Source organism: Streptomyces sp. STAM6, assembly GCF_054963715.1.
Genome location: NZ_JBUEFZ010000029.1, coordinates 41,199 through 61,322 on the forward strand (window position 1 = coordinate 41,199; position 20,124 = coordinate 61,322).

Annotated in this window: 13 protein-coding genes; 9 read left to right on the forward strand and 4 right to left on the reverse strand. The window is 73.9% G+C overall.

Annotated features, from left to right (window positions below; all coding sequences use genetic code 11):
- Nucleotides 1–109: 109 nt before the first annotated feature.
- Nucleotides 110–2,281: a SpoIIE family protein phosphatase gene (locus ACY34K_RS26505; RefSeq protein WP_462751387.1), complete on the forward strand. Its 2,172-nt coding sequence runs from the start codon at nt 110–112 to the stop codon at nt 2,279–2,281.
- Nucleotides 2,282–2,339: 58 nt separating this feature from the next.
- Here the strand turns inward: ACY34K_RS26505 and ACY34K_RS26510 are convergent, their stop codons facing one another.
- The gene (locus ACY34K_RS26510) at nt 2,340–4,793 is read right to left on the reverse strand and encodes a SpoIIE family protein phosphatase (protein ID WP_462751389.1); all 2,454 of its coding nucleotides are present in this window, start codon (nt 4,791–4,793) and stop codon (nt 2,340–2,342) included.
- A gap of 198 nt (nt 4,794–4,991) precedes the next feature.
- Between ACY34K_RS26510 and ACY34K_RS26515 the strand changes: the two genes are divergently transcribed.
- From ACY34K_RS26515 to ACY34K_RS26545, 7 genes are all read left to right on the forward strand, one after another.
- Nucleotides 4,992–5,180, forward strand: a complete 189-nt coding sequence (locus tag ACY34K_RS26515; protein WP_462751391.1) for a hypothetical protein — start codon at nt 4,992–4,994, stop codon at nt 5,178–5,180.
- 13 nt (nt 5,181–5,193) lie between these two features.
- Complete coding sequence (locus ACY34K_RS26520) at nt 5,194–5,895, forward strand: hypothetical protein (RefSeq protein WP_462751393.1); 702 nt, start codon at nt 5,194–5,196, stop codon at nt 5,893–5,895.
- On the forward strand, nt 5,892–6,824 hold the full coding sequence (locus ACY34K_RS26525) for a DUF6895 family protein (protein ID WP_462751395.1): 933 nt from the start codon (nt 5,892–5,894) through the stop codon (nt 6,822–6,824). The genes ACY34K_RS26520 and ACY34K_RS26525 overlap by 4 nt, the downstream gene beginning before the upstream one ends.
- Nucleotides 6,821–7,744, forward strand: a complete 924-nt coding sequence (locus ACY34K_RS26530; RefSeq protein WP_462751397.1) for a DUF6895 family protein — start codon at nt 6,821–6,823, stop codon at nt 7,742–7,744. The genes ACY34K_RS26525 and ACY34K_RS26530 overlap by 4 nt, the downstream gene beginning before the upstream one ends.
- The gene (locus ACY34K_RS26535; RefSeq protein ID WP_462751399.1) at nt 7,741–8,784 is read left to right on the forward strand and encodes a serine hydrolase domain-containing protein; all 1,044 of its coding nucleotides are present in this window, start codon (nt 7,741–7,743) and stop codon (nt 8,782–8,784) included. Before ACY34K_RS26530 ends, ACY34K_RS26535 begins: the two co-directional genes overlap by 4 nt.
- 29 nt (nt 8,785–8,813) lie before the next feature.
- Nucleotides 8,814–9,614 (forward strand): VOC family protein, encoded by an 801-nt coding sequence (locus ACY34K_RS26540; protein ID WP_462751401.1) that lies wholly within the window; start codon nt 8,814–8,816, stop codon nt 9,612–9,614.
- A gap of 129 nt (nt 9,615–9,743) precedes the next feature.
- Nucleotides 9,744–11,060 (forward strand): DUF418 domain-containing protein, encoded by a 1,317-nt coding sequence (locus tag ACY34K_RS26545; RefSeq protein ID WP_462751403.1) that lies wholly within the window; start codon nt 9,744–9,746, stop codon nt 11,058–11,060.
- Nucleotides 11,061–11,098: 38 nt separating this feature from the next.
- On the opposite strand, the gene ACY34K_RS26550 is transcribed toward ACY34K_RS26545, so the two are convergent.
- Nucleotides 11,099–12,274, reverse strand: coding sequence for a hypothetical protein (locus tag ACY34K_RS26550; protein ID WP_462751405.1), 1,176 nt, complete (start codon nt 12,272–12,274; stop codon nt 11,099–11,101).
- Between the two features lie 1,298 nt (nt 12,275–13,572).
- Between ACY34K_RS26550 and ACY34K_RS26555 the strand changes: the two genes are divergently transcribed.
- Nucleotides 13,573–14,673 (forward strand): glycosyltransferase, encoded by a 1,101-nt coding sequence (locus ACY34K_RS26555; RefSeq protein ID WP_462751407.1) that lies wholly within the window; start codon nt 13,573–13,575, stop codon nt 14,671–14,673.
- Between the two features lie 82 nt (nt 14,674–14,755).
- On the opposite strand, the gene ACY34K_RS26560 is transcribed toward ACY34K_RS26555, so the two are convergent.
- Together ACY34K_RS26560 and ACY34K_RS26565 are read right to left on the reverse strand one after the other, a co-directional pair.
- A complete protein-coding gene (locus tag ACY34K_RS26560; protein WP_462751409.1) occupies nt 14,756–15,523 on the reverse strand; it encodes a class I SAM-dependent methyltransferase in 768 nt (255 codons plus the stop codon).
- Nucleotides 15,520–20,001: an aminotransferase class I/II-fold pyridoxal phosphate-dependent enzyme gene (locus tag ACY34K_RS26565; protein WP_462751411.1), complete on the reverse strand. Its 4,482-nt coding sequence runs from the start codon at nt 19,999–20,001 to the stop codon at nt 15,520–15,522. The genes ACY34K_RS26560 and ACY34K_RS26565 overlap by 4 nt, the downstream gene beginning before the upstream one ends.
- Nucleotides 20,002–20,124 lie beyond the last annotated feature (123 nt).

Sequence of the window (20,124 nt, forward strand, 5' to 3'; positions counted from 1 at the left end):
CGCCCGTGCCGGAACCCCGCCGCGCGTGTGACCCACCGCGGATCGGCGTATCGTCCCCCTATGAACGGACCTCGTGCCGGGGCGGGCGCCCCACGAGGAGGAGCGACCGGTGTCTGAGCGCGCCGGGCCCCCCGGGCGTCCCGAGCCCCCCGAGGGTCCGGGCCTGTGGCAGCTGGACGCCCCTCTGGTCGACGTGCTGGCGGGCACCGGGGCGTCGGCGGGCATGCTGTACCTGCTGCCCCCCGGCCAGAACGTACTGCGCCTCGCCACGCTCAGCGGCATCTCCCGCGACTTCGCCGCCCCCTGGACCCGGGTGGCGCTCGGCGAACCGGTCCCCGTGGCCGACGCCGTCGGCGAAGGACGGCTGGTGTGGATCGGCGGCCAGGAGGAGATGGCCCGCCGCTACCCCCGGCCGGGGCTCGTCCTCCCCTACCGCTTCGCCCTCGCCGCGGCCCCCCTCACCACGGACACCGACCCCACGCCCCGCGGCGGCCTCGTCCTGCTCTGGCCCGGAGACCACCCCTCGGAGCTCTCCCCGCAGGAGCGGGACGGGCTCCTGACCGGCTGCGCCCGTATGGCCGAGACCCTGCGCCGGGCGACCGACCGAGGACGGCCGGTCCTCCCCGGACGTGCGCCACGGCTCGTCGCCCAGCGGCGCAGACGGGCGCCCGGCCCCACGGAGGCCGCGTCGGCGGTGGAGTTCATCGACCGGCTGCCCGGCGGCAGCTGCTCGGTCGACCTGGAGGGCCGCATCACCTACGTCACGGACTCCGCCGCCGCACTTCTCGGCGCCGACGTCTGGGACCTCATGGGCGCCCTGCCGTGGGAGGCGCTGCCCTGGCTGGACACCCCCGTCGTGGAGGACCGCTACCGCTCCGCGGTCATCAGCCGCCGGCCCACCTCCTTCACCGCCGTCAGACCCCCCGACCAGCCGCTCTCCTTCCGGCTCTACCCCGACGACACCGGGCTGAGCGTGCGTATCACACCGGCGCCCGCCGAGGCGGAGGACACCCCGGCGGGCGAAAGTGCCCCGGACACCGGTACCAGCGGGGCCGCGGGCCCCCTGGAACCCGGCCTGCCCAGCCGCGCGGCGGTGCTCTACCACCTCATGCACCTGGCCGCGACCCTCACCGAGGCCGTCGGGGTGCAGGACGTCGTCGACCAGGCCGCCGACCAGATCGTCCCCGCGCTGGGCGCCCAGGCCCTGGCCCTGCTCACCGTCGAGGACGGCAGGCTGCGGGTCATCGGCCACCGCGGCTACAGCGCCGTCTACATCGACCACTACGACGCCGCCCCGATCACCTCGGACGCCCCCGCCGCGCGGGTCCTCGCCACCGCCACACCCCTGTTCTTCAAGGACGTCCACGAGCTCGAGCGCGCCTACCCGGCGGCCGTCGACAACATGGCCGCGTGGGCGTACCTGCCGCTGATCGCCTCCGGCCACCCCGTGGGCTCACTGATCGTCGCCTACGACCGGCCGCGACGGTTCAGCCCGGGGGAGCGCGCCGTCCTCAGCTCCCTGGCCGGGCTGCTCGCCCAGGCCCTGGACCGGGCCAGGATGTACGACGACCAGCACCGGCTCGCCCACCACCTCCAGGCCGGTCTGCTGCCCCACGAGCTGCCCCGCGTCCACGGCCTGGAAGCGGCAGCCCGCTATCTGCCCGCCCGCCGCGGCATGGGCATCGGCGGCGACTTCTACGACCTCATCCGCATGAGCGGGACCACCGTCGCCGCGGCCATCGGCGACGTACAGGGCCACAACGTCGACGCCGCCGCCCTCATGGGCCAGGTCCGCACCGCCGTCCACGCCACCGCCGGCGCACCCCCGGACGAGGTCCTGGGCCGCACCAACCGTCTGCTCACCGATCTCGACCCGGGCCTGTTCACCAGCTGCCTCTACGCCCACATCGACCTGTACGCCCACGCCGCCCACCTGGCCACCGCCGGCCACCTCCCGCCGATCCTGAGCCATCCCGACGGGAGCACGTCCGTGCCCGAGCTGTCCCCCGGACTCCTGCTGGGCATCGACGCCGACGCCGACTACCCCACCACCGAGGTCCCGCTGCCGCCCGGCACCGTCCTCGCCATGTACACCGACGGCCTCGTCGAGGCGCCCGGAGTCACCCTCGACGAGGCCACCGCGGAACTCGCCGGACAGCTCGCCGAAGGCCGGGAACTGCCCATGGAGGCACTCGCCGACAGCATCGTCCGCTACGCCATGCAGGCCGCGCCGCGCAGCGACGACATCGCCCTGCTGCTCATCAAGGCGACAGGCGGCTGACAGGGACGCCGGAAGGGCGGCGCGAGGCGCCGGGACGCCGGCCGTGAGGCCGGCGGCCTCACACGACGGGGCGGCGGAAAGCGGCGGGCAGTTCCTGCTCGGTCCACACCGTCTTGCCCCGCCTCGCGTGCCGGGTGCCCCAGCGGTCCGTCAGCTGCGCGACGAGCAGCAGCCCGCGCCCGCCCTCGTCGGTGCTCCGCGCCCGCCGCAGATGCGGGGAGGTGCTGCTGCGGTCGGACACCTCGCAGATGAGGCGGTGATGATGGATGAGCCGGAGGGTCACCGGGCCCCCGCCCGCGTACCGGTAGGCGTTGGTGACGAGTTCGCTGACGACCAGCTCGGTGGTGAACACCAGGTCGTCCAGGCCCCACTCGGCCAGCCGGCGGGCGGTCAGCTCACGGGCGCGGGCCGGGGCGGTGGCTTCCGCCTCCAGCTCCCAGGTGGCGACCTGGTCGGCCGCCAGGGTGCGGGTCCGGGCCAGCAGCAGCGCCACGTCGTCCTTCGGCCGGGTGGGCAGCAGCGCGTCGACCACCGCCTGGCAGGTGTCGTCCAGCGGCCGGGGAGGCCCGCTCAGCGCCCTGGAGAGCCGGGTGAGGCCCGCTTCGATGTCGTGCTCCTCGCTGTCGACGAGCCCATTGGTGTACAGGGCCAGCACACTGCCCTCGGGAAGCTCCAGTTCGGCGGCCTCGAACGGCAGTCCGCCCAGGCCCAGCGGGGGACCGGCCGGCAGCTCCGGGAAACTCAGGGCGCCGTCCGGAGTCGCGACGGCCGGCGGGGGATGGCCCGCCCGGGCCACCGAACAGAGCCGGGACACCGGGTCGTACACGGCGTACAGACACGTCGCGCCCACCACCTGTTCACCGGGTGAGACCTCGTCGTCGGCCTCCTGCTCGCCGGCCAGCCGGGTCACCAGGTCGTCCAGGTGCGAGAGCACCTCGTCCGGTTCGAGATCGAGATCGGCCAGCGTGTGCACGGCCGTGCGCAGCCGGCCCATCGTGGCGGCGGCGTTGATGCCGTGACCCACGACGTCCCCCACGACCAGCGCCACGCGGGCACCGGACAGCGGGATGACGTCGAACCAGTCGCCGCCCACCCCCGCCGTACCGCCCGCCGGCAGGTAGCGGTGGGCGACCGACACCGCCGGGTGCTCGGGGAACGCCCGCGGAAGCAGCCGGCGCTGGAGCGCCAGCGCGGTCCGGTGCTGCTGGGTGTAGCGGCGGGCGTTGTCGATGGAGAGCGCCGCCCGGGCCGCGAACTCACCGGCCAGGGTGAGGTCGTCCTCCTCGAACGCCTCCGGGAGCCGGTACCGCCACATGCTCACCAGCCCCAGCACGAGCCCGCGCGCCGTCAGCGGCGCCACCATCAGGGAGTGCAGCCCGATGTCCACCGCCTTCTGGATCTTGTCCTCGCCGATGCCCGACAGCGGGCTGACCGGGTCGAAGTCCGCGACCAGGACCGGACGCCGGCTCGCCAGGCACCGTGCCTGCGGTGTGTCGGCCGCGTACGACCGGACCGTTCCCACCGGATAGAGGAAGTCGGCGGCCTGCGGGAGCGCCGCCTTCACCGCGGTCCTGCGCACCGGGCCCACGGCGCCGGGGGCCGGCTCACCGCCGAGGCTGACCGGTTCGAGCAGGTCGACCGCGACACAGTCGGCCAGGTCCGGGGCCGCCACCTCCACCAGCTCCCGCGCCGTCGTCGTCACATCCAGCGTGGTGCCGATCCGGGCGCTCGCCTCGTTGAGCATCGCCAGCCGCCGCCGCGCCCGGTGCCGGTCCGTCACATCCTCGACCAGCTGGGTCACGCCGAGGGTCCGGCCCTTGGAATCCTGCATACGGAAGGCGGAAACGGCGACGAACCGCTCCCGGTTGGGCTCGCTGAGCAGCCGGCACGACTGCTCGGTGAAGATCATCGGCTTGCCGGTCTCCAGCACCTGCCGCAGCCGGCTCTCGATCGTGTCGGCGTCCGGGCGGACCAGGAAGTCACCGATGCGATGCCCGCGTGCCTCCTCCGTGGGGATGCCGGCGATGTGCGCGATCGCCCGGTTGACCCGCAGCACGTCCAGCACGGGGTCGTGGACGGACAGGCCGATGGGCGACCGGCGGAACAGCCCGTCCAGCATGGTCTGGTCGATTTCCCACTGGGCGACCTCCTCGGCGGGAGCGGCCACCAGGAACCACTCGACCGCCCCGTCGCCCCGCACCACCGGGCGGGCCCGCACCCCGAGCCCGATCTTCCCGGCGTGCTTGCTCCGAACGGGCAACAGACCGAACCAGCCCCCGTGCTGGACGCCGGACGCCGCGGCCTCGCGGACGACCTCGTGGTCCGCGAGGTCCACGAGGAAATCGGCCGCGCGCCGGCCGAGAGCCTCCTGGGCCGTGTATCCCAGCAGCTCACGCGCACGGTCGCTCCAGCCGACCACCGAGCCGTGGTCGTCCAGTACGACAGAGGCGGCGCGAGACAGCGAGAACGGGTCCTCCGGGCTCTCACTGATCAGGGTGACGGATCCGGTCATCACCCCCATGCTCCACCGCCGCAGGGCCGCGCGCACGCGCTGGTCGTCGCCGTGGCGGCGCCCCTGTCCGGCCTTTGGGCACGCCCGGTCGGAAGGGGACCGTCGCACGGGGGACGGGCGACGCGATTTGCGAGGGTTCCGACAGTGCGTTCCACTGGAAGAACCAACAAACACTCCTCCGCATAAGGGGATGGTTGTATGCGTTCGTTCGAGCCTGTGATCCCGGACCGGACCAAGGTCCAGGACACCGACATCGAAGCAGCCCTCAATCCGGGAGAGGCAGAAGGCTTCTACCGGGACACCCGCGAGTGCGCGATCCTCGCGCTCGCCGCAGGTCAGGGCGCGGCCCTGCTGTCGCCTCCGACGCCCCGGCCGAAGAAGGGCTGACGGAGGAACCTGAATGGAGCAGCCCAGCACTCCCACCCGGCTGACGGGCGCGGTGCGGGACCTTGCTTCCGAAGTGGTCTCCGCCCTTGAGGGCGGGGGCCACTTGGGGGTGTGCGCCGGTGCCGCGGGCGCCCCCGGGGACGACGACATCGGCCTCGCGGCCGTACGGGTCCTGGGAGCGGACGTCCTGCTGCCGAGCGTTCTCCTCGGGCACCAGCCGCCCCCCGGCGACGTGGCCGTCTTCGAAAAGGCGGTCCTCGCCCACCCGCCGGCCCCCGACGCCTCGGTCACCGCCCGCTGGAGCCACTGGGCCATGACGCGGACGCTGGCCGGTCTCGGCACGTCCGCCGTCGTGCCGTCCGCCGGTGAGCCCGAACCGGACGCCGACTGGACGGCCGGCCTCCCCTGGCAGGGCCTGACGCACCAACTGGCCCTCCTGGCCCCGCTCGCCGTGCCCGGTGCCGACCACGCGCTCGCCCGCGCGGCGGGGGCGCGCACCGTCGACGTCGCCCGCGGCTTCGTACGGGCCGTGCGGCGCCGCGGCTGGCTCCAGGCGGCCGGCGCCGGCCGCTGGCTGGCCGTGCTCGACGGCGTGCCGGAGTCCCTGGGCCTGGACGCCGGGCTGGAGTTCGTGGCGCACATGGGCGGCGCGGACCCGCGGGTGGCACTGCACCTCCACGCCGCACGCCACCTGCGGGCCGGAGCCACGGCGTGACCGCGACCGACGTCCGGTCCCTGGCCGCGTCCGCCCTCGGCTGGCTCTCCCGCAACCGCGCCGGATTCCGGCTGGGCGACGACGCGCTGGAACCGGACACCAACGTCAACCTCACCTGGAAACCCGTCGGGGAACTCGCCCAGGTGTGCGTCGCCGTCCAGCAGCACACCCCGGCCGGCTCCGCCCTCCACGACACCGCGTCCGACCTGCTCCTGCACGCCTGGCACCAGACGGACGACGGCGCGCTCTTCCTCGATCTGCAGCGCCTCGAACCCTGCGCCACCTACCCGCTGGAGACCTACGCGGCGTTCGCCTCGGCCGGACTGCGCAACCCGGCCTACGAGGACTTCGTCTCGATGCTGGCGCGCACCCGCAACTGGCGCGTGACGGAGCAGCGGCCCAACCGGCGCCTCGCGGTCCTCAACTCGGAGCGCCGGGGCGGCATTCCGTCCTCCGAGACCATGTCCGCGGTGCTGCCCCGCACCTGGCTGGCCGCCCTCCCCGAGCCCTGGACGTTCGAGAAGACGTCCGGATACACCCTCACCCACGTCGTCTTCCACCTCACCGACTGGGGCCGCGACGTACGCGGTGTACCGCCCGGCATCGCCTCCTACCTGGAGACCTGGCTGCCGCCGTGGCTCGACACCTGCCTGGAGGACCGGCAGTGGGACCTGTCCTGCGAACTGCTCGCGGTGGCGGCCAGTCTGCCCCGGCCACCGTCACGGGCGATGGCCGACGAGGCGTGGAACGTCGTGGCCGCGGCCCAGGACGACGACGGGGCCCTCACCGAGATCGGCTCCGGACCCGGAGGGGAAGCCGTCCCCCGGGTCTTCGTCAACTGCTACCACTCCACCCTGATGGCGCTGTTCGCCGCCGTCCTGACCGCCGCCCGCACCCCAGAGGGACCGGACCGAGGAGCGCCGGCATGACGAGCACCAGTCTCATTCACAAGGTCGGCGCCGACGCCCTGGAGTGGCTCCACGCGCACCGGGACGGCTTCCGGCTGGAGCCGGACGCCGCCCCCGAGGTGGGCTTCCTGGAGCGCTTCAAGCCGGTCGGTGAACTGGCCGTCATCTGCAAGGTGCTGTTCCGCGAGGGCGTGGCCGGCTCCCGCCAGGCCGACCTCGCCCGCCGGCTGCTGGACCACGCATGGCGGGAGGTCCTGGACGGCGGGCGGATGCTCGTACGCGGCCAGCGCACCGAGCCCATCTCACCCATCCCCTTCGAGGTGTACGTCCCGTTCCGGGAACTCGGCTACAGCCAGCCCGAACTGGAGGAGGCGATCCGCCTCAACCACCGCACCGAAAGCTGGCGGGCGTTCGAGGTCAAGCCCGTACGGAGACTCTGCCTCAGCGCCTTCCAGCGCCGCTTCGGCCTGCCCCCGAGCACTCCGTTGGAGGAGGCGCTGCGGGGCACCTGGCTGGCCCGCACGCCCGAGCCGTGGACGGTCGAAGCCCACATCGCCTACGACATCACGCACACCGTCTTCCACCTCACGGACTGGGGCGAGCACCCCGGCCGGCTGCCCCCGGCCATCGCCGAACACCTCGAACTGTGGCTGCCGGTCTGGCTCGACGACTGGCTCGACCTGGAGCGCTGGGACCTCCTCGGCGAACTCCTCGTCGTCGACGCCTGCCTGGCCCGGCCCACCCTGGACGAACGCGCCTGGGAGGGGTTCGCCGCGGCCCAGCAGCCGGACGGCGCGATGCCCGCCCTCGGCACCATGCCCGAAGGCGATCCGCAGGACGTCTTCGACCAGGTGTACCACCCCACGCTGGTCGCGGCGTTCGCCTCCGTACTGGCGACCTCGCGCGTCCTGACGGGCCTGGCCGAGGGGACACCGGCGTGAGCGCCGGCCCGGCGGCGCGGCTCGACGAGGCGGTCCGCGCCGTCGACGCCCCCGACGTGGTCTTCGCACTCTCCCGCGACGGTGTGCGGACCTTCCGCAGCGGGGGCACGGCACCGCCCCCCACCGTTCCGCGCGACCGGCTCCGCTACGAGATCGGCTCGGCCTCCAAGACCTTCACCGGGCTGCTCCTGGCCCATCTCACCCTCACCGGCGTCCTCTCCGGGAACGACCCGGCCGTCGCCCACCTGGCCCCGGACCGGCCGGCCGGCCGGCACCCCATCACACTGACCCATCTGATGACCCACACCTCCGGACTGCCGCCGCTGCCCCCCGACTTCTACCCGCAGGCCCTGCCGCACTGGTCGACCAACCCCTATGCCCACTATCCGGCGGGCCGGGTCGTGCGCGCCTTCCTGCGCTGCAGGCCGCGCCACCGCCCGGGGACCCGGTGGCGCTACTCCAACTTCGGCGTCGCCGTCCTGGGGCACGCCCTCGCGGCGGCCACCTCCACCCCCTGGGAAGACCTCCTCACCGGCCGCGTACTGGAACCCCTGGGCCTGACCGGTACGACCCTCAGGCCCGCCGAACGCCCCGGCGCCGCCGGGGCCGGCCCCGAGACCGACGCCACCGGGCACCGGGCCGACGGCACGACCACCACGCCACCGCTGCGCATCGGAGGGTTCCAGGCGGCGGGAGCCGTCCGGGCCGACCCGCACGACCTGCTCACCTTCCTCGAGGCGCATCTGCGTCCCGACTCCCCGGGCCCGCGGGAGACCCCGCTGGCGGACGCCCTCCGCGAGGTCCGCCGCCCCCTGCTGCGCAGGGGCTGGGGCCACCGGCACGAGCACACCCTCACCTGGTTCCGGCACCCGACCGACCGGGGCCCGATGTACTTCCACTCGGGGGCCACGAGCGGGCAACTGACCTTCCTGGGCTTCCACCCCGGCACCGGCACCGCGGTCGCGGCCGTCTCCACCCGCCGCTACCGTCGCCAGGACGGGCTGATGCCGGCGGCGTACGCGCTGCTCCGCGACCCCTGAACCACGACCCGCAGGACCTCGGAGGAACCGTGCTGACGACCGATTACGTGCCCGGCGCGCCCGTCTGGATCGACCTCGGCGCCCCCGACCCCGAAGCCGCCGCGGCCTTCTACCGGCAGGTGTTCGGCTGGACGTTCCGATCCGCCGGCCCGGACGCCGGCGGATACGGCTTCCTCCAGCTCGACGACCGGACCGTGGGCGCCGTCGGCCCGCTCACGGAGGAGGGCGCGAACTCCTCCTGGACGGTCTACTTCCACACCTCCGACGCGGACGCCACCCGCCGGGCGGTGGAACAGGCCGGGGGATCGGTCCGCGTCGCGCCGCAGGACGTCTTCACCGCCGGGCGCATGGCGGCCTTCACCGATCCGACCGGCGCCGAGTTCGCCGTGTGGCAACCGGGCGACACCAAGGGCCTGGACGCGGTCATGGAGCCCGGCACCCTCTGCTGGACCGAGCTGTACACCACCGACGCGACCGCGGCCCGCGACTTCTACCGCTCCGTCTTCTCCTGGACGTACCAGGACATGGACATGGGCGGCGGCATCGTCTACGGCGTCGTCTCCTCGCCCGGCGGCGGCCGTGGCGACGACTCGGGCCAGGGCGGCATCATGCAGCTGCTCCAGGAGAACCTGGACGCGGGCTCCACGTCCGAATGGCACCCGTACTTCGGCGTGACCGACTGCGACGCCGCGTTCGCGAGGGCCACGGACAACGGGGCGACGGTCCTCATCCCGCCGATGGACACCCCCGGCGTCGGCCGGCTGGCGATGGTGAAGGACCCGGTGGGCGCGGTGTTCGCCCTGATCAAGGGAGACCCGAGCACCACCTGAGGCGGCCCGTCCGCGCATCCGGCCGGCTACTTTCGTCGCGGCCCCCGCGCCCCGGCGTCATCCGTTGGTCGGGCACCGGCAGACGCGCGGCGGATGTGGCGGCACCGGTCGCCTCCCTAGCGTCGAGGCATGACGGTAGAGACCGAAGAACCGCCGCGCCGGCGCGGGGCCGTTCGCCCCGAGGAGCGGGCCCTCGCACCCGACCTCGCGCGCGGCATGATGCTGCTGCTCATCGTGCTGTCCAACACGGCGTTCCACCTCTGGGCGGCGCGGCACGGCCCCTCCGGCTGGCATCCCGTCGACGGCTCCCGGGCCGACCGCGCCGTCCAGTTCACCATGATCACCGTGCTGGACCTGCGCGTCTACCCGTTGTTCGCCTTCCTCTTCGGCTACGGCATGACGCAGATGTACCTGCGCCAGACCGCCGCCGGAACCTCCGGGCGCGCCGCCGCCGGACTGCTGCGCAGGCGCAGTCTGTGGCTGCTGCTCATCGGGCTGTCCCACGCCACCCTGCTGATGGCCGGCGACATCCTCGGCTACTACGGCCTGTCGGGCCTGATCCTCGGATGGTTCTTCCTGCGCCGCGGCGACCGGGCGCTGAAATGGTGGATCGGCGTGGCCACCGCACAGCTCGTGCTGCTGGCGGTCGTACCCGTCGTCATGGCCATGGCCCGGGGAGAGCTCGGAACCCTCGGCGACGCGGGGGCCGAAGCGGGGTACGTGGCGTACGCGGCGGGGGAGGACAGCTGGCTCGCCGCGGCGGGCACCCGGCTCGCCACCGGGCTGTTCGTCACCTTCATCGGCGCGCCCGGGGCACTGATAGGCGGCTCCTACGTCATCTTCCTGCTCGGCTTCTGGGCGGCGCGGCGCCGTGTGCTGGAAGAACCCGGCCGCCACCTACCGCTGCTGCGACGCACCGCGATCACCGGCATCGCGGTCGGCTGGCTCGGCGGTCTGCCCGCCGCCCTCGCCCACATCGGCGCGCTCGACGTCCCGCCCGACGCCCAGAGCGAGACGGGGGCGCTCACGGTGCTCCGGGACGTCACGGGGAACGCCGCCGGGCTCGGCTACGTCGCGGCGGCCGCCCTCTTCGCCCACTGGTGGGCCCGACGGCCGGGCCGCCGCGGCGAAACGGCCGTCACGGCCGTGGCCGCCGTCGGGAAACGGTCGCTGTCCTGCTACCTCGCCCACTCCCTGCTCTTCGCGCCGCTGCTGGCGGCCTGGGGACTGGGGCTCGGAGCACACCTGTCCAGCGCCACCATGGCGCTGTTCGCGACCGGGGTGTGGCTGGCCACGGTGGCCGGGGCGTACGCACTGGAGCGCGCGGGCCGCCGCGGCCCGGCCGAGACGGTGCTGCGGCGGCTGGTGTACCGGCCGGGCGAGCGGCTCCGGAGCACTCCCGCGGCGGGCCCGGGGCCGGAGTTCCCCGCGGGGCGCCCCTCGTGACCTGGCCTCAGGGGCTCACGGGCTCGAAGTCCGTTCGCTCAGGGGCTGTTGGCCGCGTCGGCCTGCTTCGGGTCCGGTGGCCGGTGCAGCAGGGCGGAGCCCGCCAGAACGGCTCCGGCCGCGGCGCAGAGCACCGCCACCGCGTCCGCCCAGACGAACGGCGCGAGCGTACTGTTCGCCAGCAGATCGAGTCCGCCGACGCCGGCCAGCGCATGGAGGGCGACGATGCCGATCGCCGCCGCCGCGCCGGCCGCCCAGGCACCGGCGGTGTCCCGCACGGCCAGCCACCCGCCGATGGCGAGCCCCAGCGCCGTGACGGCGAGGGAGAGGGCGTCCGCGTAGCCGCCGGAGCGCAGGTTCGCGAAGTCCGTCGGCAGGTGGATGAATCCGCAGACCACCAGGAGGAGCGCCGCGGGCCAGCGCAGGACGGAGCGCAGCGGGGGCGAGTCGGTGCGGCGCACGTCGGTGCGCGGCGCGGCGGCGGACTCGCCCCGGGGGCGGGGCGGCCGGGTGCCGCGCACATCGCCGAACGCCGGAAGCAGGCGCCGGGCGCCGCGCTTGTCGGCGGCGGCCGGGGTGGCCTTCGCGCTCTCCGCGGCCACCGCCGGGGCGCCGAGGGACGGGGTGGCACCGCGGGTGCCGGCCACGGGCCATGCCGGGCGGGCGCCCGGGTCCGGGTCCGGGGCCGCGGCCGGGGTTGCGGGGGCGTCGGAGGGCCGGCCGGCGGGCTTCTTCGCCAGGTCGAGCGCCGCCTCGGGTTCCGGCTTCTTCTCCCGCGCCATGGCGGTGGCGGCCGTGATGCCGGGCCAGCCCTCGGCGCCCTCGGTACCGAGGATGGTCACCAGCTGGGCCACTTCCTCGATGGGCCGGCCGACGGCCGCGGCCCTCAGGGTCGTGTCCGCCTCGTCGAGTTCGTGCGGCGGGCCGCCCAGCATCGCGACCAGTTCCCGCACTTCGTCCAGCGGGCGGGCGACGGCGGCCGCACGCAGCGCCTCGTCGCCGGGGTTGGGTACTTCGCCGGTCCGCTTGAGCAGGCTCACCAGTGCGGCGACCTCCTCCAGCGGACGGTACGTCGCGGCCGTCCAGAGCAGCGTGCGTATGGGTTCTTCGCCCGTGTCCGAGCCGGATGCCCGGGGACCGGTGCCGATGGTGTCGGGCGGCTTCTCCCGGCCGTCGTCGAACGGCGTTTCGGGAGTTGTGGGATCGGTTGTCATGGCGCGGCTCCATTCGCCGAGCGTTCGGTGAGGAACACACCTGGTCGGTAGTGCGCGCCGGAGGACGCGCGCTCGGCACCATCCAATAGGCATTTCCGGACATTCCGCCATCCGGGACAGGCAGAAGAGGGGTGCGGGCGCTTGGCGGGGGAGCGGTGCGCGCTTCGGGGGCTCACCCGGAACCGTGCAGCGGGTGGGCATTCCGGCGAAGAGGGTTCCCCTGCCGTGGCGTGGGTACCGGCTGCTGTGCCCGCCGATCTCATTGACTGCACGTAAGTCATGTGCTAAGGGTGGAGTTCGGGCAGTTATTCATGGCAAGCATGCGCAGGAAGAGGTCCCCGTGTCCTCGTTCCAGGCAAGCCGGACGCCGGCGCCTTCCGTCCCTCACCCGCTGCGGCGGGCGACCGACTGGCCCGCCGCCTGCTTCCCCCGCCGTACGCCGGACGAAGCGGCGCCGCACGCCACCGCGCATCCCGCCCGCCGGTCCTCCGACCGCCTGGTGCCCGTAGCGACCGTACGGTGCGTGGCCGTCCACAGGCCCCGCGCGTCGGCCCGGCGCCGAAGGGCGCGGGTCACCTCGTCGCACACCGCACGCGGTCGGCGCAACGAAGATTCCGACGGCGGCCCAGCCGCCGCACCCTCCCGCCACGGGCCGTACCGGGCCCTGAGCCCCCTCGCTCCGGCGGCCCGTGTGCCACGCCCGTACTCCCCGGACGCACGACAGGTCCGCCACCGCCGCAATGACCGGTTGCCGCCGGCCGGTTCCGCAGCCGTCCACGGCGTGCCCGAGACCCTCGGTGAACCGGCTGGACGTTCTCACCGGCCCCGAGGAGGGGTCGGTACGACCACCGCCGGCCCGGCCACCACTGCCCACCGCACGGACCCGGCGGTCCGCACGAGCGGCGTGGCGAGCAGGGCGGGCGCCAACACCCCAATAAGCCACGTGACTACGGTCACAGCCGGGTGGTCGCGGGAATCCGGGCGGATGCGGACGCCCGCCCGCACCACTACCGGGGAAGCGGTACCGGGGACCGCCGCGGGAACGCGGCCGGTGCCCGCGCTGGGGCTGAGCGGCACGACCGCCCCCGTGGCCCCCGGTACCGTGGCGCGGCCCCTTCCCGTCCGGTGGGGCCACCGGACCGGGAGCGGCCGCCGCCCCCGGCCCGCCGGACCCCGGGCCGGCCACCCGCCGGCCCCGGGAACGGCCATCGCCGCGGAACGCGCCCGAAGGGCCCCGCCCGGTGCCGGAACGGCGCGCCGCGGTCCCCCCGGGGGCACCGCGCGGACCGGAGCAGCTCGTGGCCACTAGCGCGCCCCGTACCCGCGTCCTGCTGCTCACCGGCGGCCCCCTGGACGGCCGGAAGGGCGCGGACGCACAACTCGCCACCGTCGTCGCGGGAGTGCTCCCGGACACCGAGTTCACCTGGTTCACGCGCCGGCCGCGCCGGGCGGGCCCGCCGCCGGTCCCCGACGGCCGTCCCGTCCCCCTGCTCGCCCCCGACGCCCTCCACGGCATCCACGAGCCCCTCCAGGCGGCAGCCGCGGCGGCCGTCCTCGCCCACCGCGTCGACCTCGTCCACGCCGTGCTGTCGATCGGCGAGGGCTACCCACTCTTCTCCCGCCTGTGGCCACCGCTCCTGCGCGGCACGCCGGTTCTGCACACCGTCCCGGGCGTCCGCGACCGCCGTCTGCTGCGCCGCTCACGCCCGCTCGGCCAGACCGTCGCCCTGTCCACGGTGACCGCCGCGGAACTCGGCACCGCCGGTTTCGGTGAGGTGCTCGTCGTCCCCCCTGCGGTCCGGCTCGACCAGTGGCCCTACACCCCCCGCCCTTCCGGGCCCACACCGGTGGTCCTGGTCACCGGCCACCACGACCCGCGCGGAGGCGCCGAGGAGGCCGTCCGGGCCGCCGCCGTGGCCACCCGCGCCGGTGCGCGGTTCCGGCTGACCCTCGCCCTGCGGGCCCGCGCCGGACAGAACGTCCGCACCTTCGCCGGTGCGCTGCGACTGCTCGCCCAGCAGGAGGGCTTGGACGACGTCCAGATCCTCGGTCGCGTCGCGGACATGCGCACGCTGCTGGCCGCCTCGGACGTCCTGCTGTTCGTCCCCCGCGCGCTCGGCGTCAAGACCGACATCCCCCTCACCGTCCTGGAGGCACTGAGCACCGGACGACCGGTCATCCTCAGCGACCACCCGCAGTTCGCGGCGCTCGGTGACACCGTGCTCCGCGCCCCCGTCGGCGACGCCCGGCGCACCGGCCACCTCCTGCGCCAGCTCCTGGAGCGCCCCCACTGGTGGGAGGTCCTCTCCCGGCGCGGCCGGGAGACCGTCGAGGAGCGCTTCGGGCCGGAGCGGATCGGCGCCCAGTACGCCCGCCTGTACCGGGACATGCTGGCCTGAGCCGCCTTCCGAGGGCCGGGCCGCCCGTGGGCCGGGCCGCCCGTCCGGGCCGGGTCGCTCTCCGCCCTGCCCGCCCGGCCGCCTACCGATCGGTGCGCCGTGCCGCCTGGAGCAGCACCATCCCCGTGTCGCCGTAGTCGGGCAGGGTCGGGTCCTTGTCGACGCGCGTGACCCGCAGCACGTCGCAATACGGGGCGAAGACCTCCCGGACGGCCGCCGAGTCCACGGGGAAGGCGGGCCAGACGAGCCCGGCGCCGATCCGGTAGCTCGGCATGTTCTCCATGAACGCGGCGACCAGATGCCCGCCCGGCCGCACCGCCCCGATGAACATGCCGCACAGCGCCGCGAATTCATCGGCGTCCTCGGTGACGCTCTCGGCGACGAAGTTCATCGACGCGAGGTCGTAGGCCCCCTCCGGCAGTGCGGTCGCGTCGGCCCGCACGACCCGCACCCGCGACAGGGCCTCGACGAGCGTGCCCGGCAGCCGGGGTTCGAGCTGCCGGCACAGGGCGTAGAAGCTCTGCCAGCTCTCGTCGGGCCGGTCCAGCTGCCCCACCAGGTAGGCCACGTTGCCGGCGCTCGGCTCCAGGGCGTCGATGCGCCGGACGGCCGCGGCGGCGACCATGAGCGGGTACAGGTTCGGGCCCGCCCCGAACTCCAGCGAACGCCCGACGGAGCCGGGCGCGAACTGCCGGTAGAAGGAGGAGTGGTGGCGGATGACCGTGGCGTCCGAAGCGTGCATCCGCCGGTAGTTCTCCGCCAGGTAGGCGGTGACCGGCCAGCGGTCCCAGTCCGCGTCGGCGTTGTGCCGCGGGACTTCCCCGTCGTCGTCCTGCGGGTCGGGGGTCATGGCCGTCTCCCACCGTGTGTTTCCGGGCCGTTCTGCGGCTCGGGCGGCGTCATGCCCCGTTTGAGCGGGAACCGTTCACCGAGCTCGGTCAGCGCGGCGTTGAGCTGGTCGATCTGGCCGTCCGTGTTGAGCGCGGTGATCTGGATGCGGAAACCGACCTGGCCGCGCGGCACCAGCGGATAGGGAGCCAGCGTCACATAGATGCCGCGGTCCCAGAGGAAGTCGCCCACGGCGTCGAGGTCCCAGCCGTCGGCGAGCGGTATCTCGACGATGGGCAGCCCGTCCGTGTTCGGCGTGGCCACGTCCATGGCGCGGACATGGTCCAGCACCCGCCGCGTCTTGCGGTGCAGGTCCGCGCGGATCGCGTCGCCCCGCCGCTCGTTGGCGTCCAGCCCGGCCAGGGCGGTCGCCAGCGACGCCGTCGGCGACGGCCCCGAGTACAGGTACGGCCCTGCCGCGACCTTCAGACGGGCCTTCAGGTCGGGTGGTGCGGTGACGAACGCCAGCAGCGACGAGTACGCCTTGGAGAACCCGGCGACCAGCACGATTCCCTCGTACGACTCCCCGGCGTGGCGCACGATGCCGTTGCCCCTGGACCCGTAGGGAGAGGTCTCGCCCGGGCCACGCTCCCCGATGACCCCGAAGCCATGGGCGTCGTCCACGTACAGCAGGGCCTCCCGCGACCTGCAGATGCGCGCGAGTCCTGGCAGGTCGGGCAGGTTCCCCGTCATGCTGTTCACGCCGTCGACACAGACCATCCGGGGTGCCCCGGCGGGAGCCGAGGCCAGCAACCGGTCCAGTTCCCCCGGCCGGTCGGCGTGAAAGCGCCGCACCGAGGCGCCCTGCCCGCGCGCCACGACGCATCCGTCGTACACGGTGCGGTGGGCACGGGCCTCCACACACACCAGCCCGCCGCCCGCCAGCACCGGGATCACCGAGCCGTGGATCAGGGTGATGGTCGGCAGCAGCAGGGTGTCGGGCGCGCAGAGCAGACCCGCCAGCCGCTCCTCGATGTCGTTGTAGAGGCGGGGGCTGCCGATGAGCCGGGACCAGCTCGGATGGGTGCCCCAGCGGCGTACGCAGGGAGCGATGGCCGCCCTGATCTCCGGGTCGAAGTCGAAGCCGAGGTAGTTGCAGGAGGCGAAGTCGGCGAGCCACCGGTCGCCGCTGCGGATGCGCCTGCCGTGCACCTCGTCGATCACCGCGTCGCACATCCTGCTGGTCTTCCGCAGCCGTGCCAGATCGGCCACCCGCTCCTCGTCGCGGACCGCCGTGCGGGTCACGCGCTCGTGCCGGGCGGGCCGTGGCGGGGTGCCTCCGCCACGCCCGTGGGACACCAGGAGGAACCGCTGCGCCTCGTCGGCGGTCATCGGCCGGGCGAAGAGATAGCCCTGGCCGAGCCGGCAGCCCATGGCCGAGAGCAGGTCGCACTGCCCGGCGTTCTCGATGCCCTCGGCGATCACCTGCAGTCCCAGGACGTCGGCGATGCGGACGATGCCTTCCACCAGGGCCACTTGCTGCCCGTCCGTGACGATGTCGTCGATGAACGACTTGTCGACCTTGAGGACGTCGATCGGGAACTCCCGCAGGTAGCTCAGTGAGGAGAACCCCGTCCCGAAGTCGTCGATCGCGATGGAGACCCCGAGGTCCTGCAGGGTGCGCATGGAGGCCCGGATCTGCTCGTCGCGCCGCATCAGCACGGACTCGGTGATCTCCAGGACGAGGGAGCCGCGGGCGAGTCCGGACGTGTCGAGCACCCGGCGGATGTCGTCGACGAAGGCGGGATCCACGAACTGCCGCGACGAGACATTGACGTTGAGCCGCAGCGGGGCCCTGCGCGACCGGGACCGCTGCCAGCGGGCGACGTCACTCGCGGCCCGCTCGAGGACCCACGCGCCGAGCGGCATGATGTGCCCGGTCTCCTCGGCGAGGGTGATGAACTGCTCGGGCGGGACGAGACCACGGCGGCGGTGCGGCCAGCGGATCAGTGCCTCGAAGCCGGTGACCGAACCGTCCGCGAGTTCGACGATCGGCTGGTAACGCAGCGCGAACGCCTCCTCGTCGATGGCGCTGTCCAGACCGGCCTGCAGCTCATGGCGCTCCACCATGCCCGTGTGCAGATCGGGCCGGTAGCGCTGCCACTGCCGCTTGCCGGCCGTCTTCGCCGCGTACAGCGCGAGGTCGGCGTGGCCGAGCAACTCCTCCGCCTCGTCGCTGTCCAGCGCCGTGGCCACCCCCACACAGGCCGACACGCTGGTCGAGCCGGTGGTCAGCCGGAACGGGCGACTCAGCGCCCGGACCACCTCGGCGGCGAGCAGCTCCGCGTCGTCGGGCCCCTCGGCGCCCTCCATCAGTACGGCGAACTCGTCGCCGCCGAGCCGAGCGGCGGTGTCGCTGAGCCGCAGGGTCGCCGCCAGCCGCCGTGCCACGGAGACCAGCAGCTCGTCGCCGACGGAGTGCCCCAGCGTGTCGTTGACGACCTTGAAGTCGTCGAGGTCGACGAAGAGCACACAGGCGAGGGTGGATTCGCGCCGCCCGCGCACCAGGGCGCGCTCGATGCGTTCCAGCAGGAGGACCCGGTTGGGCAGCCCGGTCAGCGAGTCGTGGAAGGCCCGGTGGGTGAGTTCCCGTTCCAGCTGCCGCTGCTCCGTCACGTCCCGCAGGGTGAGCACGATGCCGTGGACGGTCCGCTCCTGGCGGAGGTTGCTGCACCGGACCTCCACGTCCAGCCGCTGGTCGCCGGCGCGCAGGACCCGCCAGTTGTCGTGGACGTCCCGTGACCGGCTCTCGCGGACCCGGTCGAGCGTACGGATCGCGCGTTCGCGGTCCTGGGTGTCGACCAGGAGGGCGAGCGGCGTCCCGGAGAGGACCGCTCCGCCGAACATCCCCTCGGCGGAGGGGCTGGCGTAGCGGACCGTGTCGTCGTCGTCCACGATCAGGATGACGTCGGACGCGTTGTGCACAAGCGTCCGGAAGTACGCTTCACTGCGGCGGCGGTTGATCTCCTCGCTGAAGACGACGCGCTCCAGCGCCAGCGCCGCCTGGGCGGCCAGCGACTCGACCGAGATCGCGAGCCTCTCCAGGTCCCGGGGCGGCCCCGCCACCACCAGGGCCCCGATCATGGGTTCGGGCGACTCGGGCGACCGCAGGGCCAGCGGGCAGAGCAGCGCTCCGGCCGAGGGCGCGAGCACGGCCGCCGCTTCCGGGCCGAGCTCGGCGACGTCGACGAGCCGGGTCCCGCCGGTGAGCGGCTCGGGCGTCGCGCCGCTCTCTTCGGCGTCGTGCCGCCGCTCCTCGGCGCCCTCGCCCGTGCCGCCGCCGGCGCCGGCGGGGCCACCGCTCCCGGGGTCGTCGTCGACGCCCCGGTTCCACGCATTCTCCGGGCCGGCGACCGGGCGGAGGCGCCGGTCGTCGTCCACCACCAGCAGCACGGCTCGGTGGGGAACACCCGCGCCGAAGAGCGTGTCGGCGGCCGCCTCGACGCACCGCGAGACGTCCTGGGGCGTGACCGCGCCGACGAGTGACGCGGCGGCCATCCGCAGGCTCCGCTCGCGGGTCACGGCCCTGCGGTGCTCCGAGACCAGCTCCCGCAACCGTGCCATCACCAGCAGGAACATCACGCCGGAGAACCCGGCGATGACGGCGGCGTCACGGGTGTTGCCGCTCAGGGACTGGGTCAGCAGCATCAGCGGTGCGACGAGGGACGCCCCGGCGAGGACGGCGAGGCGGCGCTTGGCGATACCGGCCGCCGGCTGCGGGACGCGCTCGGTCAGCCGCACCATGGACGGATGCAGCGCGGCCAGGCCCCAGGCGGTGAAGAAGACCACCCAGCCCAGGTCCATCACGGTGCCGACCTGCCAGGTGCCCTCCAGCTGCAGCAGTCCGTAGAGCACGTCGGAGACGAGGATGCCGCAGGTGCCGAGGGCGAGCAGCTGCACGGACCGTTCACGGGTGCCGCCGAAGGCGAGCAGCCGGACGAGCATCGCCAGGACCAGTACGTCGCCGAGCGGGTAGGCGATGGCGACCGCCCGCTGCACCCAGGTCTGGTCCTCGGCCGTCGCCAGCGGATTGATCAGGTGTACCCAGGAGAGCAGCGCCAGCCCGGACGTCAGGATCAGCGCGTCCAGCAGACTGGCCAGGTCGCGGGCCTCGGTGCGGTGGCGGACGAAGCCGAAGATCCCGGCGGCGAACAGCGGATAGGTGGACAGGTAGAAGACGTCCGCGAGCGACGGGAACGGGTTGGACTGGTGAAAGACCGCCTCGAGCAGGTTGTACGTCGTGTCACCGGCCGTGAAGGCCAGGTTCGCCGCGGCGAGCATGAACCACGGCCAGCGCCGGGCCGGCTTGTTGAGGTGGACGCCGACGAGGATCGCCGCGACCCCCGCGACACCGATCGTCGCCCACATGCTGGTGTGCAGGGACGGGAAGAGCAGATAGCCGACGGTGAACGGGACGACGAAGAGGACGTAACCGGTCATCAGACGCCGTAGGAGCGGGCCCGGCCTTCCGCCGGCTGTGTACCGGCCGGTCGGCACGGCCCCCGTTGTACGACGCGTGATCGTGTCCACCCGTCTCCACCCATACGTCCGTTCGGGTTATAT

What these genes read in the sequence shown, in the direction of transcription:
- ACY34K_RS26510 (WP_462751389.1), bottom strand. Translation starts at nt 4,793, where the DNA reads ATGACCGGATCCGTCACCCTGATCAGTGAGAGCCCGGAGGACCCGTTC.
- ACY34K_RS26515 (WP_462751391.1), top strand. Translation starts at nt 4,992, where the DNA reads ATGCGTTCGTTCGAGCCTGTGATCCCGGACCGGACCAAGGTCCAGGAC.
- ACY34K_RS26520 (WP_462751393.1), top strand. Translation starts at nt 5,194, where the DNA reads ATGGAGCAGCCCAGCACTCCCACCCGGCTGACGGGCGCGGTGCGGGAC.
- ACY34K_RS26530 (WP_462751397.1), top strand. Translation starts at nt 6,821, where the DNA reads ATGACGAGCACCAGTCTCATTCACAAGGTCGGCGCCGACGCCCTGGAG.
- ACY34K_RS26545 (WP_462751403.1), top strand. Translation starts at nt 9,744, where the DNA reads ATGACGGTAGAGACCGAAGAACCGCCGCGCCGGCGCGGGGCCGTTCGC.
- ACY34K_RS26550 (WP_462751405.1), bottom strand. Translation starts at nt 12,274, where the DNA reads ATGACAACCGATCCCACAACTCCCGAAACGCCGTTCGACGACGGCCGG.
- ACY34K_RS26560 (WP_462751409.1), bottom strand. Translation starts at nt 15,523, where the DNA reads ATGACCCCCGACCCGCAGGACGACGACGGGGAAGTCCCGCGGCACAAC.
- ACY34K_RS26565 (WP_462751411.1), bottom strand. Translation starts at nt 20,001, where the DNA reads ATGACCGGTTACGTCCTCTTCGTCGTCCCGTTCACCGTCGGCTATCTG.